This window comes from Wigglesworthia glossinidia endosymbiont of Glossina morsitans morsitans (Yale colony) (genome assembly GCF_000247565.1).
Lineage (GTDB): Bacteria > Pseudomonadota > Gammaproteobacteria > Enterobacterales > Enterobacteriaceae > Wigglesworthia > Wigglesworthia glossinidia_B.
Genome location: NC_016893.1, coordinates 81,367 through 98,339, shown reverse-complemented (window position 1 = coordinate 98,339; position 16,973 = coordinate 81,367). Strand labels below are relative to the sequence as shown.

The window sequence follows — 16,973 nt, the reverse complement described above, 5'->3', positions numbered from 1 at the left end:
TAACTTTATTAAAAAACTAAAATTTTAATATTCAATACAATTATAATAAAATGATAATATGATGTAATAGTGAAAATATTTTTATATTATCTAATTCAACAATCATCGGTGTATAAAATGAGTATAGTATAATGAAAAGAATGTTAATTAATGCCACTCAACAAGAAGAGCTAAGAATTGCTTTAGTAGATGGACAAAAATTATATGACTTAGATATTGAAAATTTAAGTTATATACAAAAAAAATCAAATATTTATAAAGGTAAAATTACACGTATTGAACCTAGTTTAGAAGCAGCATTTATAGACTACGGATCAGAACGTCACGGATTTCTACCATTTAAAGAAATTTCTTTCGAATATTTTAGTAATCAAAATGTAACTTGTAAACGTTCAAATATTAAAGATCATTTAAAAGAAGGACAAGAAATTGTTATACAAATATCAAAGGAAGCACGTGGCAACAAAGGTGCCGCATTGACTACATTCATTAGTCTTGCGGGTAGCTATTTAGTGCTTATGCCAAATACTCCACATTCTGGCGGTATTTCACGTCATATAGAAGGCGAAGATCGATTAGAACTTAAAGAAATATTATCATCATTAATTGTACCAGAAGGTATGAGTTTAATCATACGTACTGCCGGATTAGGAAAATCTATTAAAGAACTTACAGATGACTTATCGTTACGTTTAAAATATTGGGAACAAATTAAAAAAGATGCTCAAAATAAATTAGCACCATGTTTAATTTATAGCGATAATGATGTGATTGTTCGTGCTTTTCGTGATTATTTACGTGCTGATATCGGAGAAATATTGATCGATAATCCTAAAATTTTAAATATAGCAAAAAATTATATAATGTCTTTAGGTCGTCCAGATTTTATGAAAAAAATCAAATTATATAATGGGGAAGTGCCTTTATTCAGTCATTATCAAATTGAATCTCAAATTGAATCTGCTTTTCAAAGAGAAGTAAAATTGCCTTCTGGAGGATCTATTTTCATAGATACCACAGAAGCATTAACTTCAATTGATATTAATTCTTCACGATCTACACGCGGCGGAGATATTTCAGAAACAGCTTTAAACACTAATTTAGAAGCAGTAAAAGAAATTGTCAGACAATTGCGATTACGTGATTTAGGTGGTTTAATTGTAATTGATTTTATCGATATGTTGCCTACAAAACATCAAAGAGAAGTAGAACGTGTATTAAAAGAATCTGTTAAACAGGATCGTGCAAAAATTCAAGTAGGTCATATTTCTCGATTTGGTTTATTAGAGCTTTCTAGGCAACGTATTAGTCCATCTTTAAGAGAATCAAGTCATTACGCTTGTCCAAGATGCAGTGGTACTGGAACTATTCGAGATAACGAATCGCTATCTTTATCTATTTTGCGATTAATTGAAGAAGAATCTATTAAAGATAATACAAGTGAAGTGTATGCTATCGTCCCAGTGAATATTGCATCATATTTGTTAAATGAAAAACGAGAAACGGTGATTGCAATTGAAAAACGTAATAAAGGCGTACGAGCTATAATTATTCCGAACGATCGTATACAAACGCCACATTATTTAGTTTTCAGAGTAAAAGCGGGCGATGAAGCACACATTCCAAGTTATTTAATATCTAAATTATATGCATCTAATATGTCTCAGACTGATAGAGATTGCTTTTATGAAAAAAGTGCACGTGAAATAAAATTCCATGATACTTCTAATACAACAAATAATTTTACGAATAATAAAATAATACATGCTAAAAAAATTCCAAATAAAAAATTATTATCATTTAGTAATATTATGTATTCTCAAAATTTATTAAAAAGTTTAATTTATAGCATCAAGTCATTAATCTATATTTTAAAAAATCAGAAAAATTTTTTCAAAAAAAATGATACTATTTTTTTTAATCATTTAACTGAGTTAAATTCAAAAAATAATAACATATATTTAATATATGATGTTTTAAATTATTTTAATCAATTTAAATGTATAGATCTTGAATGTTTTTTTAATAAACATTTTAACAATTCTATTATATCTAAAATATTTTCTAAAGAACGTGAAAAAAAATTTAAAAATTGCACTAATAATTCATTAGAAGTATGTAAAGATATTTTAAAAAAAAATAAAGAAAATAATAATATTTTAAATTATACTTGTAAAGTAAATAATTATATTAATAATAAAGAGTATAAAATTCATAATAATCATGATAGTTTTAATAAAAAAATGTTAAATAATTTAATACGAAATAATTTAAACATATCTGATAAGATACTACCAAATACTAATCAAAATCTACACAAAAAAAAACAAAACAAATTAATATTAACAAGTCGATCTCGTCGTATTCCTAAATATTTGAGATTGTTAAATAGAAAGAAAACATCTAAATATCGACAAAATAACTTTTTAATAAAAAAATCTTAGCACAATTCAAATATTTCTGAGATTTTAAAAAAACAAAATAATACATAAAAAAAATTTTATTTTATATATTTTTTGTAAAATATAATGATTATTTGTACTTCAAATAATAAATAATTTTGATTTAGTAAAATACTTGTTGGAATATAAAAAAATACAAAATGGCATCATAAATATGATTAAAAAAAACTTTATTTCAAAAAAAAAAAAACGAATCAAGATATTTTGACTATTATAAAACCAGATGATTTTCATGTACATTTAAGAGAAAAAGATGTTTTAAAAATTGTTTTACCATATACAAGTCGTATTTTTCAAAGAGCCGTAATTATGCCAAATTTATCTGTTCCTATTACGAACTTATCACAAGCATATAAATACAAACAAAATATCTATTCAGAAATACCAAAAAATCATAAATTTGAACCTCTTATGACTTGTTATTTAACAGAAAATTGTAATAAAAATATGATTGCTCAAGGATTTTTAGAAAAAATATTTATTGCTGCAAAAATGTATTTATCCCATACTACAACTAATTCGAATCATGGAATTAATAATATAAAAAAAATTTTTCCAGTATTAGAAATAATGCAAAAAATTGGTATGATTTTGCTTATTCATGGAGAAATATATAATAAAAACATTGATATATTTGATCGAGAATCAAGATTTATTGAAAATATTATGAAACCAATACGTCGATTTTTTCCACAATTAAAAGTCGTTCTTGAACACATTTCTACGAAAGAATCAGTGGATTATGTAATATCAGAAAAAAAATACTTAGGAGCAACTATTACCCCACATCATCTGATGTTTAATTATAATGATATGTTATCTAATAAAATTAATCCTCATTTGTATTGTGCACCTATATTAAAAAATAAAAAGCACCAGTCTGCATTGCATTCAGCAATATCGGGAAATTGTAAACGTTTTTTTCTTGGAACAGACAGTGCGCCGCACTTTATCACTGATAAAGAATGCAAACTAGGATACGCTGGAATATTTAATGCACCTATTGCTCTAGAAATGTATGCGACTGTTTTTGATAATCTTAACGTTTTAGATAAATTAGAAGCGTTTTGTTCTATTAATGGAGCACGTTTTTATAATCTACCTCTTAATAAAGAAAAAATTAGTTTATTTAAATTTTTACATATACCGAAAAAAAAATTTTTATTAAAAACAAATAACAAAAATTTTATTGTTCCTTTATTTTTTAATAAAAAATTAAAATGGACTACTAAGCTAAAAAAAAATAATAAATAATACGCGTTATTATTTATTATTAGTATGTAAAAAAAATAAATAAAATAATTAAAATTTATTGTTAATCCGTATATTATATCTAATTATAAAACATATAAATAAAATTTTTTAAACATTTTTAAAAATAGTTTGCTAAAAATCTTAAACTTCAGAAATATGTCTAATTTCAGCATTAAATTTATTCTTTAATATTTGTATACATTTTTCTATAATCATATTAATTTCTTTGTTTGTCATAGTATATTGATCTTGTAAAGTTAATCGTATCGAAATACTTTTAAATCCATACTTAATTTTATTTCCTTGATATAAATCAAATATTCCGATATTAATTAATTTATTTTTAACTTTATTTTTACAGGCTCGAATAATCTCCATTGCTGGAATATTATGCGAAACTATGATGGAAATATCTCTTTGATTATATGGAAAATCAGAAACATTTTGAATTTTTGGTACATAGTTATTAGATATTAATTTCCATGATAATTCGAACAAAAAAATTTTATTTTTTAATTTAAAAAATTTTTTTAAAAACGGATTAATTTCTCCAATTAAACCAACACATTTATCTTTAATAAAGATTTTTGCACTTTTTCCAGGATGTAAAATAGAATTTTTAAAGGATATAAATTTCAAAAATTCTAAATTATTGTATATTCCTATTAAAGCTTCTATATCACCTTTTACATCATAAAAATCTAATTTTTCTTTTAATTTCCAATGCATAACAGAATTTTCAGATATAGCTCCAGAAATAACAAATTTTTGATGTATACCAAATGTGTATTTTTTATTTGGAATAAAACAAAATCCACTTTCAAAGATACGTATTTCATGAACTTGTCTGCTTTGATTATATAAAATAGTTTTAATAAAATTAGTCCATAAAGACAATCTTAAAACAGACATATCATGTGAAATTGGATTAATAATTGGTATAGCAGATCTTTTTGGATATAAAATTTTTTGAATTTTTGGATCTACAAAAGTATATGTTATAACTTCTTGATATCCACGACTTACTAAAAATTGCTTTAATGGATACAAAGTAACATTTTTAAAAATTTTTTTTTGTACATTAAACCCAGAGATATCTGGTTGTAATGGAATTTTTTCAAATTCATAAAAACATGCTATATCGTTTATTACATCAATTTCATTAGATACGTTAAATACACGCCAACTAGGTGGAATAACACTCCATTGATTTTTTTTATGTTTGAGTTGATATTTTAATGAATATAATATTTCTTCAACTTTATATTTCTTAATAAAAAATCCTAAAACTTTTTTAATTCTATTTTTCCGCAAGTTAATTTTTTTATTTTGTGGTAAAAAATTCTCGAAAGTCACATAATTTATTTTTCCTGGACTTCCATGGCAGCATTTTATGATAAGCTCTGTAGTGCGTTCGATAGCTTGAAATTGTATATTTGGATCTACCATATTTTTTATATATTTTTCTGTAAATTCAGACTGAATGTTATATTTTTTTGATAAATCATAAATAAATTTTCCATTATAAAAGGCAGCAGATATAAGAATATCTGTAGTATTTATATTAATTTTTACGTCATTGCTAATAATTAAACCGGCTATTTCTAAAATTTTATTTTCATTAGAAATTACGAGAGTATTTTTATCTAAAAATATTTTTTTTTCTTGCGATACGTTTATGTGTTCATTCTGATTTGTATAGCGAATAGTTGTATTACAAGAAGATTTATGCATATCAAATATTTTTATTGGTTGTCCTGTTTCAATAAAAACATAATAAATAATATCTATAAGAACATTTTTTGGTATATATCCGGATCTTTTTAATCTTTCTGATATCCATACTGGTGTATTTACGTTTAAATTAATATCTGTAATTGTTCTACTTAAATACTTAGGACATGCTTCTGGAGCAAATATATTAGTTTTAATTTTAATATTATTTGTCGGTAATATTGGCTTAAAATATTTTTTTTTTAATAACATATTATTAGCTTGTGATTTAATCGCTCTAGATAATCCAAGTAAATTTAGACAATCAAAGCGATTAGGAGTAATACTAATATCTAAAATCGTGTCATTTAATAAAAAATATTTTTTTACATCTTTTCCAACTGGCGCAGTTTGAGGAAATACAACTATGTTTTGAGATTTTTTTTGTATTCCAAAAATTTTTAAATCTTCATACGAGCATATTATACCTTCTGATTGTTTACCAAATATAATTTTGTTTTTAACAATTGTATCTTTTTTTATTTTTGCACCGTTCAAAGCGATAGCAACTTTTTTATGTAATAAATTTTTTTTAAATTGTGAAACAATTTTTACAGTATGCGTATTGCCAATATTTATTGAATATAAATTGAATGATTTATTGTTGGGATGTATTTTACAGGAAATTACCTCTCCGATTTTAATGCCAGAGAATTGAGTGAGAATTGGAGAAATTTTATCTATTTCAAGTCCTATTTTTTGTATTTTATTAATAATTGTATTTAATTTTATATTTTTATGTTGTATCCATTCTTTTAACCAAGATAGACTACATTTCATATATAACCTTATTTGAATTGTTTTAAAAAACTTAAATTATTCATAAATAATAATCGCACATCAGATAATCTATAATATAGCATTGCTAATCTTTCAATCCCAATGCCAAATGCTAAACCGGAATACTTATTAGAATTTATATTGATGTTATTTAATACATTAGGATGCACTAAACCGCATCCTAATATTTCTATCCATTTACCATATTGGTTCATAATGTCTATTTCAGCAGAAGGTTGTGTAAAAGGAAAATATGTAGGACGAAAGCGTATTTTAATATTTTCACCAAGTAAATAATAACAAAAATTGTATAATATTGATTTTAAATTTGATAAATTTACGTCGTAGTCAATAATTAATCCTTCCATTTGATGAAACATTGGAGTATGTGTTTTATCATGATCATTTCTATAAACACGTCCAGAAGATATAATTTTTAATGGTGGATTTTGAGATTGCATCACACGAATTTGCACGCTAGAAGTTTGGGTGCGTAATAAACAGTTTTTGTCGATCCAAAAAGTATCTTTTTTAGTGCGAGAAGGATGATTTTTTGGAACATTTAAAGCATCAAAATTATAAAAACTACTTTCTATTTCATTTCCCAAAATGATAGAAAACCCTAAGGATTGAAAAAAATTTTCTGCATATAAAATTATTTTTGAAATTGGATGTAAAGTTCCTAATTCTGATTTTTTCCCCGGTAAAGAAACATCTATTTTATCTTTTGATATTTTTGATCTAATTTTTTTATTTTCTAATTTTTCTTTTTTCTCTAAATAAATATTTTTAATTTTTAGACTAGCATATTTAATTATATTATTTTTAATAATATTTGAATATGGTATTAATTTATTCAGTATAATATTTTTTTTTGAAAAAAATCCAGATTTCCCAATCCAATATGTTTTAATTAGTTCTAATTTTTTAATATTATTACATTTTTTTATTTTATTTTGAGCTGTATTAATTAAAAATGTTATATTCAAAATATTTACATGATAAGACATATTTATATGCTTTTATATTAATAAAGTTTATATGTATTATATGCAATTATCCAATAAAAATAAGAAAATTTTTTAAAATATAATATTTCTAAATGTTTAATAGTTAATTATTTAATAAATGTTTATTTTGTAAATATTTAAGATAAATTTTTAATTTTTTCGTATAAGTTTGTAAATGCTTTTTCGTCGTATATAGCAATTTCGGATAGCATTTTTCTATCGAGATAGATAGATAGCTGCTTAATCTTATGCATAAATAAGCTATATGATATTCCATGTTTTCTAGCACATGCGTTAATTCTACAAATCCATAATCGACGTAGTGTTCGTTTTTTATTTTTACGATCACGATAAGCGTATTGTCCTGATTTAATAAATGCTTGAAATGCACTTCGGTAAGATCTTGACCGTGCTCCGTAATATCCTTTTGATTTTTTTAGTATTTTTTTATGACGAGCATGAGCTGTTACTCCACGTTTTACGCGAGTCATTGTAACTCCTAAGTTTGCGTATAATTAAAAATTATATATTAAGTTTATTTGTATGGTAAACAACGAAAAATTATTTTTTTTTCTCCTATATTTGTAAAAGAGGTAATGCGTAAATTTCTTTTACGTTGAGAAGACTTTTTTGTTAAAATATGACGTAAATTTGATTTTTTATATTTTAGTCTATTAGAGTTAGTTTTTTTAAAACGTTTTGCAACGCTACGTATAGTTTTGATTTTTAACACAATATATTCCTATTTTAAATAAAATTAAACGATGCCAGCATCAATGTTGTATTTTTTAAGAACGTTTAATTTTTTTTGGAATTAATATTAATACCATCTGTCTACCTTCGATTTTTTTTGGAAATGATTCAATGATTGCTAATTCTTTTAAATCTTGACAAATTCGATTAAGCATATTAATTCCGATTTCTTGATGTATAATTTCTCTTCCGCGAAATCGTAAAGTAATTTTAACTTTATCTCCATTGTTTAAAAAAGATGTTAACTTACGTAGTTTAACTTGATAGTCTCCTATATCAGTATTGGGTCTAAACTTTATTTCTTTGATATTAATAGTTTTTTGTTTTTTCTTTTGCTCTTTATGAGATTTATTTTTTTCGTATAAAAATTTTCCGTAGTTCATAATTCGACATACTGGAGGATTTGCATTTGGACTAATTTCGACTAAATCCATCCCGGATTCTTTAGCTACGTTTAAAGCTTCATAGAGTGTTAAAACTCCTAATTTAGCACTATTATTTCCAATAATCCTTACTAACTTTGCATGAATTTCTTCGTTAATACGATTTAATCGTATAGCTGAATATTTTTTACCAGTTTTAATTTTGTACTCCTCCAAATTAACATTTTTTTAATAAAATTTCTTGAGATAATTTATAGTAAAATTCTTCTATATTAATTTTTTCGAATTTTTTTCCTTTTTGTGTACGTACTGATACTGTTTTAGAATCTAATTCTTGTTTTCCACAGATTAATATATATGGGATACAACGTAAAGTATATTCTCTAATTTTAAATCCTATTTTTTCATTTCTCAAATCTAATTTTACTCGAATTTTTCTTTTAAAAAAGAAATTATATACATTTTTTGCATATTCAACTTCTGAATTTGTGATATTAACAACAACGACCTGCACTGGAGCTATCCATAATGGGTATTTTCCGGAATATTCTTCTGTAATAATTCCAATAAAACGTTCTATAGATCCTAAAATGGCGCGATGAATCATTACAGGATTTATACGTTTATTCTCACGATCTACATAATATGCTTTTAATTTTTTTGGAGAAAAAAAATCTAATTGAATTGTCCCACACTGCCATTTACGAAATAATGAATCTAGTAAGGTAAATTCAATTTTTGGACCGTAAAAAGCGCCTTCATATGGTTCATGGACAAAAGAAATATTTTTACTTTTTAATACAGATTCTAACTGTTGTTCTGCAAAATCCCAAATTTCATCATTGCCAATACGTTTTTCAGGACGCGTAGACAATCGAACGAGTATTTTTTTAAATCTAAAACAACTATATACATCGTATACCATATTAATACAATTACTTATTTCTGTATGAATTTGATCATATGTGCAAAATATATGTGCATCATCTTGCGTAAAATTTCGGATACGCATTAGTCCATGTAATGCTCCAGATGGTTCATTTCTATGACAAATACCAAATTCTGATATACGTATAGGAAGATCTCGATAAGATTTCAAAGTTTTTTTAAAAATTAATAAATGTGCTGGACAATTCATTGGCTTAATACAGTATTTTTGATTTTCTGACTGAGTATAAAACATGCTACTTCCGTAATTTGCCAAGTGTCCACTAGATTCCCATAAATTGTAATTCATAAGCAGTGGCGTCTTGACTTCCTGATAATTATATTTACGTAGCTGCATTCGTATAAATTTTTTTAAAATATGAAAAATTATTAATCCATTTTCATGCCAGAATACCATTCCTGGCATATTATTTTGAATGTGAAATAAATCTAATTTTTTTCCAATAATTCTATGATCTCTTTTTTTGCATTCTTCTAAATTTACAAGGAATTTAATTAATGTATCTTTGGAATTCCATGCAGTTCCATATATTCTTTGCAACATTTTATTTTCATTTTTTCCTCTCCAATAAGCTCCAGAAATTTTTTGCAATTTAAAAAAACTACAAAAACCTATTTTAGGAACATGTGGTCCAAGACACATATCAATATATTCTTCGTGATAATAAAGTGATAAATATGAATTTTTTGAAATATTCTCTTTTAAAATTTTTATTTTATATATTTCTTTGCGATCTAAAAAAATATTATATGCTTCTTGCCAAGAAACATATTTTTTTTTAATTGAATAATTTTTTTTAGTTAGTATATGCATCCTATTTTCTATTGTTTGCAAATCATTCAAAGATAATTGATGGTTTAAGTCAATATCATAATAAAAACCATTTTTAATAGTGGGTCCAATTGCCATTTTAGCTTCAGGCCACAATTGTTTAATTGCATGTCCTAAAAGATGTGCACAAGAATGTCGAATAATGTTAATTCCGTCTTTATCTTGTGGAGTAATAATTTCTAGATATGCATCATAATCTATCATATCTGATACATCCATTAATTTTCCATTAATTTTTGCAGAAATGCATTTTTCTGATAAATCAGAATCCAATTTTTCAACAATTTTTAAAATTGATAAAGAACCTTCATAAAATAACTTTTTATTATTCAAATAAGTTATAACTGGCATATTTTCTCCAATGAATTTACAATATAAATTACACTTACTTAAGTATAGTACAATCTGAATTGTAACTAGTATAAATGTTATTTGAATATTAAATATTTAATTATTCTAAAATAGAATGGAAAAATTCATTTAATATGGTAACGAAAACTAGCACATTTTAAATTTTAAATAATTTAATTTTATTATATAATATATAAGAAAAATATTATAAGTTAATAAAAAATTAAAAATAATTGATATATATAAAATAGCGTTATAAATTTATGAGTTTTAATATGCATGTTATTCAAGAAAATTTTAAAAAAATAAAAGAACTAATAAAAAAATCAGCTAAACTTTATAACAAAAATCCAAAAAACATAAACTTATTAGTAGTAAGCAAATCACGTTCTACAGAAGAAATTCAATTAATTCAAGCGTGTAAACAAAATCATTTTGGAGAAAGTTATGCACAAGAAGCAATAAATAAAATACTTTGGTTTAAAAAAAATCAACCAAAAAATAAATTAGTTTGGCACATGATCGGATTAGTTCAATCTAATAAAAGCATATTAGTATCAAAATATTTTGATTGGTGCCATACTATTGGCCACATAAATGTTGCTAAAAATCTTAATAAACATCGAGAAAAAGTACAAAAATCTTTACAAGTATTAATTCAAATTAATCTTAATCAAGAAATGAGCAAATACGGCGCAAATTTAAAAGACGTGCAAACAATTGCAGAATTTATTCATAAAAAATGCATATATTTAAAACTTAGAGGAATTATGGCGATTCCTATAAAAACAAATAATTTTGTAAAACAACGTGCAAATTTTTATAATTTATACCAAGTTTTCTTTAATTTACAAAATATCTACCCAAATATAGATATTTTATCTACAGGAATGACAAATGATATGATTGCAGCAATTGCAGAAGGAAGTACATTATTGCGCATAGGAAACGGGATCTTTCAGAATAAAAAATAATGAAATTAAAAGGAAAAAAATGAAAAAATTAACATTTATCGGATCAGGAAAAATAGCAGAATCTATGATTTTAGGATTAATCTCATCAAAATATTTAAAAGAAAATATTTGTATTTGCTCTCCTGACGAGCAAAGTCGTACTGCAATTTCAAATCAATGTTCATTGAAAAATTTTAAAAATAATACGCACGGAATGCACATAGGAGATATAATCATTTTAGCCGTTAAACCTAATGTAATTCCTATAGTATGTTCAGAAATAAAAGATATAGAAAATTTATCAAAAAAAATTATTATTTCTGTAGCCGCAGGTGTTACTGTTAAAAAAATTCATGAGTATATTTCAAATAAAAACGCCACTATAGTACGCGCTATGCCAAATACTCCTGTATTAATTAATCAAGGTGTTACTGGATTATATGCTCAAAAAATAAATAAAAATCAAAAAGAAATGATAACAGAACTTTTTAGTAAAATTAGTAAAACGTTTTGGTTATCACATGAAAACGAATTAAATTATATTATTGCAGCCGCTTCTAGTGCACCTGCATATTTTTTTCTTATGATGGAATGCATGCAAAAATCTGCACAAAAAATGGGTTTAAATGTAGAATATATCAAAGAACTTATTGTGCAAACAGCAAAAGGGTCTGCTATGTTAGCAGAATATTTTCATGATAAATCGTTTCAAGTTTTGAAACATCATGTGGTTTCTAAAGGCGGTACGACAGAAGCTGCACTAAATGTATTTGAACAATATAATTTTCAAAAAATTATTGAAAAATCTATGCGATCTGCAGCTGATAAAGCAAAAGAAATCGAAAATGCTGCGAATTAAATTATATTGTTTTTATATTTAAATATCAAATTTTTAGCATATTTCATGTATTAATTAATTTTATTCAAAAATAAATAAAATCCTGAATGTTTTAGACAAAAATGCGTTTTATACTCTTGTTATAAATTAATATTAAAAATATACACATGAAAAAAATCATTTTAGCAACAACTAATCAAAATAAAATCAATGAATTTAAAGAATTGTTATATAAAGAAAAAATTGAAGTAATTTCTCAAAAAAATTTAAATATAGAAAAAGTTGTTGAATCTGCACCAACATTTATAGAAAATGCATTGATAAAAGCACGTCATGCATCTAAATCGGGGTTTCCAGCGTTAGCTGACGATTCCGGATTAATTATAAAAATGTTAAATGGAAAACCCGGCGTTTATTCTTCACGATTTTGCGGCGCATTATCTACAGATAAAAGTAATATTGAAAAAGTTTTAAAAGAAATGTCTAATTTTAAAATGTCTGAACGTAATGCACAGTTATATTGTGCTTTAGCATATGTACGTTTTCCTGAAGATCCAATTCCAATAGTTGTAGAAGGATCTTTAAATGGAGTTATTGCAAAATTTATATCAAAAAGTAAAAATGGTTTTGGATACGATCCAATTTTTTTTCTTATCAATCATAATAAAATGCTTTCAGAGCTTACTTTAAAAGAAAAAACACGAATATCACATAGAAGTAAAGCAATTAAAAAAATGATTAATAAAATAATTTATTCATAATGTATTTTTCTACGTATTTATTACAAATAAAATTACGCAATTAATTTTTTTCATCATTAAAAATTTTTTAAATTTTTATTTCAATAATTACTATAAAAGTATAGGTTAAATTTTTTTATTGATAGAGATAATCTGAAGTTTTATTACATGTTAGCTTTGCGAATAATACAGGGGGATAATTTTAAATTTTTAAGTGTTACATTATACATAGTTCATTTAAAATTCTAAATTTATAGTATAAATTAAAAAATTTTTAAAATTGATTTTTAATATAAATTTTGAATAAATAATTTTTTAAAAATTATTTTTTATGACATCAAAATTTACTAAAAGAACCTAATAAGAAGTATTTGATTTATGATATAATGTGATTTTTATCAATAAATTTTAATGTTTTTTCAAAAAATTTGATATATCCGAATAAATTTTATTTTTTTTAATCGTAATTAACTTTAAAAATAAAATTTTAAAAAAATATACTAAAACTAAAATTTTTTTAAATTTTCTAAAAATTTTCATCAAATATATTGCTTATTTAAAATCAAATTAGATTATAATTATTAATATTCTTTTAAAAGATTTTCATCAGTGAAAAGCTATCTTTAATAAAATGTATATTTTTTAATATTCATATAAAATTAAAATTTTATTTTCTTTTAATTGTCATCGAAGTGTAACAAAAATACGAACATGATTATTTTTTTTTCATGTGATAAATCAGAATTTTATTTTAGTAAAATTTATAATTTTTATTATTTAAAACATTTTTAAATCATATATGAAAAACATTTTAACTATTTCTTCTAAAATATTATTTTGGCATCAAGCATTCGGCAGGAAAAACTTACCTTGGCAAATAAATAAAACAATTTATAAAGTTTGGATATCAGAAATTATGTTACAACAAACTCAAGTAAAAAAAGTAAAAATTTACTTCAGTAAATTTATTAAAAAATATCCAAACATTTATTCATTATCTCAAGCTTCTTTAGATCATATTTTACATTTATGGTCTGGGCTAGGATATTATGCACGAGCACGTAATATATATAAAACAAGTCAAATTATTCAAAATGAATTTAATGGTAAATTTCCAAAAGATTTTTACATTTTACTAAAATTTCCAGGAATAGGACGTTCTACTGCAGGTGCAATATTATCGTCAGTATACGATAAAAAATATCCAATATTAGATGGAAATGTCAAAAGATTATTTAGCAGATATCTATCTATTGTATATTCTGAAAAAAGAGAAAAATACTTCTGGAAATATCTCGAAAAAATTATGCCTGAAAAAAATTGCGGTAATTTTAATCAAGGCATCATGGATCTTGGTTCACAAATTTGTACTAAACATCATCCAAAATGTTTAATATGCCCGATAAGCATGAATTGTAAAACATACATTAATCAATCTTTTAATGATTTTAGTTTATTAAAAAAAGTAAAAAAATATTGTATTTCTAACATAGAAATATGGAATTTAATATTAATTAAAAAAAGTAATCAGTCAATTTTATTACAACATCAAACATCATCCAAAATTTGGAAAGATCTATTTTGTTTTCCTTATTTTAGTTGTCGAAAATTATTATTTATTTGGTTAAATATCAAAAAAATTCAAATAGATTCTATAGAAAAAATGAAAAATATAAGACATAGACTATGTAATCTAAATTTATATATTATACCAATTAAAATAATTGTAAAAAACCATATACAAGAATCTTTTTTCGGAAAAGAATTTATTTGGTATAAATTAAATAATCCACCCAAAATTGGAATACCAGCACCAGTAAAAAAAATATTAAAAATAATAAATTAACAGTGATTTAAATCATAAATTTATGTAAAATTTTTAATTTTAGGAAACAATATGAAAAAAAAATTTTTTTGTACTTTTCTAAATCAAACTAGTGAACAATTAGACTTTCCGCCATATCCAGGAGCCTTAGGAATACGTATTCATAATCATATTTCTAAGGAAGCCTGGAAAATTTGGCAAAATTATCAAACAGTATTAATTAATGAAAAAAAACTTAATATGATAAACATAAATGATCGCAAATTGATAGAGAAAAAAATGATTGATTTTTTATTCAAAAAAAATCAAAATTAAAATTACATTAAATCAGATTAAAATTCTAAATATATTAAAAAATTAAATTTAATTTGATTCAAATTTTTATGAAAAATATACCTTTTTTGCTAATTATAATTTTTTTACAAACTTCTTGCTCTAACAGCCAAAATAAAATTGATCAAAATCCAAACAAATACAGCAATAGCCTCAATATTATTATTCAGAATACATCTCAAAATTCAGAAAGTTTATGGGAAAATAATAAAATTTTTATTATTGATCCAAAAAATTTTTCTAAAATTACATATAATAACATTACTATAATTCATATAGACTTTCTTTTTAAAAATATTATTATTGAAACTACTATGCGTCAAGATCCAAAGGCTTATTTACATAAAGCAATTGTGATTGCATTATTAATGAATAATGATTTTTCAGATTTTGATTTTAATAGTCAATATTCTAATTTTTCTAGAAAAGAACCATTACTATATGGTCAAGTGTTAGATCATCATGGCGTTCCTGTACGTCATCAATGGCGTGCAAACAAATTTGCAGATTATTTATTGAAAACAAAATTAAAAACATATTATATGAATATTAACCAAGTTTGGTCTATTAAAATACCTTTAAAGTTTGATAGATCTAATAAAAGAGCACATAAATATTTAAATTTTATTTATAAAGCTTCAAAGAAATATAATATCGATAAATCTTTAATTTTAGCAATTATAGAAGCTGAATCGAATTTTAATCCATACGCTATAAGTAGTTCTAAAGCAGTAGGATTAATGCAAATTGTGCAAAATACTGCCGGTAGAGATGTATTTAAAATGCAAGGTAAACTAGGAAGTCCTAGTAAAAAAATTTTGTTAAATCCAGAAAAAAATATAGATATTGGAACTGCTTATTTATCTTTATTACGTGATACTTACTTAAGTGCTATTATTAATCCTATATCTAAAAAGTATGCAACGATTGCATCTTATCATGGTGGCGTGACTGCTATGTTAGAAGTATTTTCTCGTAATCAAATAAAAGCTTTTCAGATTATTAATCATTTACATCCTGATGATGTATATCAATTGATATGCAAACGTCATTCATCTTTAGAATCACGTAGATATTTATTTAAAGTATATCACTTAGAGAAAGCTTATTAAGCTATTTTCTTGTTTCAAAAAAGAACAATATATATGCGTTTAAATAAATAATTTTTTAATAAAATTTAAAATCGTTTGTATTAAAACTAATTTCAATGTTTGAATTTCATTTAAAATATAATAATGATTTTAAATATATTTTGACAATTAAATGCTAAACGATATTCCACAACTGCAAGTAGTTTTAGCATTTGGATTGATAACAAAAAAACATGATTCTAACAGTTCTTCTTTATAATCTATAGTACCACCAATCAAATATTGCAGGCTTATAAAATCAACTACTACGTCAATTTTAGAAAATGAAATTATAGAGTCTTCTTCGCTTATTTTATCATCAATCATAAAATTATATTGAAATCCATTACACCCTCCTCCAGAAATATATATTCTAAATTTTTTATTTAATTGGCACTGCAAAAGTTCCTGAATTTTTTTTATAGCAAGATCTGTTAGTTTTAAATTTAATAAGTTTTTAGTATTCATAGTTTATATTTTATTGTAAATAACATTTATTTTTTTATTTAAATATGATTTTTTAATAAAAAACTACATGTTATTTAATTAATTTTTAGTTATAATTATTTATATTGACTTAAATATATAAAATGCTAATAGAAAATAAT

Annotated in this window: 15 protein-coding genes; 8 read left to right on the top strand and 7 right to left on the bottom strand. The window is 23.6% G+C overall.

Translation table 11 applies throughout. From position 1 onward, the window contains the following. The first annotated feature begins 131 nt into the window (after positions 1-131). Entirely contained in the window at positions 132-2,444 is a 2,313-nt protein-coding gene (rne, locus tag WIGMOR_RS00465) for a ribonuclease E (RefSeq protein WP_014353891.1), read from the top strand. A 222-nt stretch (positions 2,445-2,666) separates the two neighbouring features. Then, positions 2,667-3,716 carry a dihydroorotase gene (gene pyrC / locus WIGMOR_RS00460; RefSeq protein WP_014353890.1) on the top strand — a complete coding sequence of 350 codons (1,050 nt, stop codon included), beginning with the start codon at positions 2,667-2,669 and terminating at the stop codon, positions 3,714-3,716. A 141-nt stretch (positions 3,717-3,857) separates the two neighbouring features. Here the strand turns inward: pyrC and pheT are convergent, their stop codons facing one another. From pheT to thrS, 6 genes are all read right to left on the bottom strand, one after another. After that, positions 3,858-6,269 carry a phenylalanine--tRNA ligase subunit beta gene (gene pheT, locus WIGMOR_RS00455; protein ID WP_014353889.1) on the bottom strand — a complete coding sequence of 804 codons (2,412 nt, stop codon included), beginning with the start codon at positions 6,267-6,269 and terminating at the stop codon, positions 3,858-3,860. Positions 6,270-6,277: 8 nt separating this feature from the next. Then, positions 6,278-7,279: a phenylalanine--tRNA ligase subunit alpha gene (pheS, locus tag WIGMOR_RS00450; RefSeq protein ID WP_014353888.1), complete on the bottom strand. Its 1,002-nt coding sequence runs from the start codon at positions 7,277-7,279 to the stop codon at positions 6,278-6,280. A 137-nt stretch (positions 7,280-7,416) separates the two neighbouring features. After that, positions 7,417-7,770, bottom strand: coding sequence for a 50S ribosomal protein L20 (gene rplT / locus WIGMOR_RS00445; protein WP_014353887.1), 354 nt, complete (start codon positions 7,768-7,770; stop codon positions 7,417-7,419). A 44-nt stretch (positions 7,771-7,814) separates the two neighbouring features. Then, complete coding sequence (rpmI, locus tag WIGMOR_RS00440) at positions 7,815-8,012, bottom strand: 50S ribosomal protein L35 (protein WP_014353886.1); 198 nt, start codon at positions 8,010-8,012, stop codon at positions 7,815-7,817. 55 nt (positions 8,013-8,067) lie between these two features. Next, positions 8,068-8,616, bottom strand: coding sequence for a translation initiation factor IF-3 (infC, locus tag WIGMOR_RS00435; protein WP_041944143.1), 549 nt, complete (start codon positions 8,614-8,616; stop codon positions 8,068-8,070). 16 nt (positions 8,617-8,632) lie between these two features. Next, complete coding sequence (gene thrS / locus WIGMOR_RS00430; protein WP_014353884.1) at positions 8,633-10,546, bottom strand: threonine--tRNA ligase; 1,914 nt, start codon at positions 10,544-10,546, stop codon at positions 8,633-8,635. 263 nt (positions 10,547-10,809) lie between these two features. On the opposite strand from thrS, the gene WIGMOR_RS00425 reads away from it, so the two are divergent. From WIGMOR_RS00425 to mltC, 6 genes are all read left to right on the top strand, one after another. Beyond that, on the top strand, positions 10,810-11,520 hold the full coding sequence (locus WIGMOR_RS00425) for a YggS family pyridoxal phosphate-dependent enzyme (protein WP_236607849.1): 711 nt from the start codon (positions 10,810-10,812) through the stop codon (positions 11,518-11,520). A 19-nt stretch (positions 11,521-11,539) separates the two neighbouring features. Next, positions 11,540-12,358, top strand: coding sequence for a pyrroline-5-carboxylate reductase (gene proC, locus WIGMOR_RS00420; RefSeq protein ID WP_014353882.1), 819 nt, complete (start codon positions 11,540-11,542; stop codon positions 12,356-12,358). A 146-nt stretch (positions 12,359-12,504) separates the two neighbouring features. After that, a complete protein-coding gene (gene rdgB / locus WIGMOR_RS00415; protein ID WP_014353881.1) occupies positions 12,505-13,098 on the top strand; it encodes an RdgB/HAM1 family non-canonical purine NTP pyrophosphatase in 594 nt (197 codons plus the stop codon). A gap of 778 nt (positions 13,099-13,876) precedes the next feature. Continuing rightward, the gene (gene mutY, locus WIGMOR_RS00410; RefSeq protein WP_014353880.1) at positions 13,877-14,923 is read left to right on the top strand and encodes an A/G-specific adenine glycosylase; all 1,047 of its coding nucleotides are present in this window, start codon (positions 13,877-13,879) and stop codon (positions 14,921-14,923) included. A gap of 51 nt (positions 14,924-14,974) precedes the next feature. Then, entirely contained in the window at positions 14,975-15,217 is a 243-nt protein-coding gene (locus WIGMOR_RS00405; RefSeq protein WP_014353879.1) for an oxidative damage protection protein, read from the top strand. A gap of 68 nt (positions 15,218-15,285) precedes the next feature. Next, positions 15,286-16,347 carry a membrane-bound lytic murein transglycosylase MltC gene (gene mltC / locus WIGMOR_RS00400; RefSeq protein WP_014353878.1) on the top strand — a complete coding sequence of 354 codons (1,062 nt, stop codon included), beginning with the start codon at positions 15,286-15,288 and terminating at the stop codon, positions 16,345-16,347. A 147-nt stretch (positions 16,348-16,494) separates the two neighbouring features. Here the strand turns inward: mltC and erpA are convergent, their stop codons facing one another. Further along, complete coding sequence (erpA, locus tag WIGMOR_RS00395) at positions 16,495-16,833, bottom strand: iron-sulfur cluster insertion protein ErpA (RefSeq protein WP_014353877.1); 339 nt, start codon at positions 16,831-16,833, stop codon at positions 16,495-16,497. Positions 16,834-16,973 lie beyond the last annotated feature (140 nt).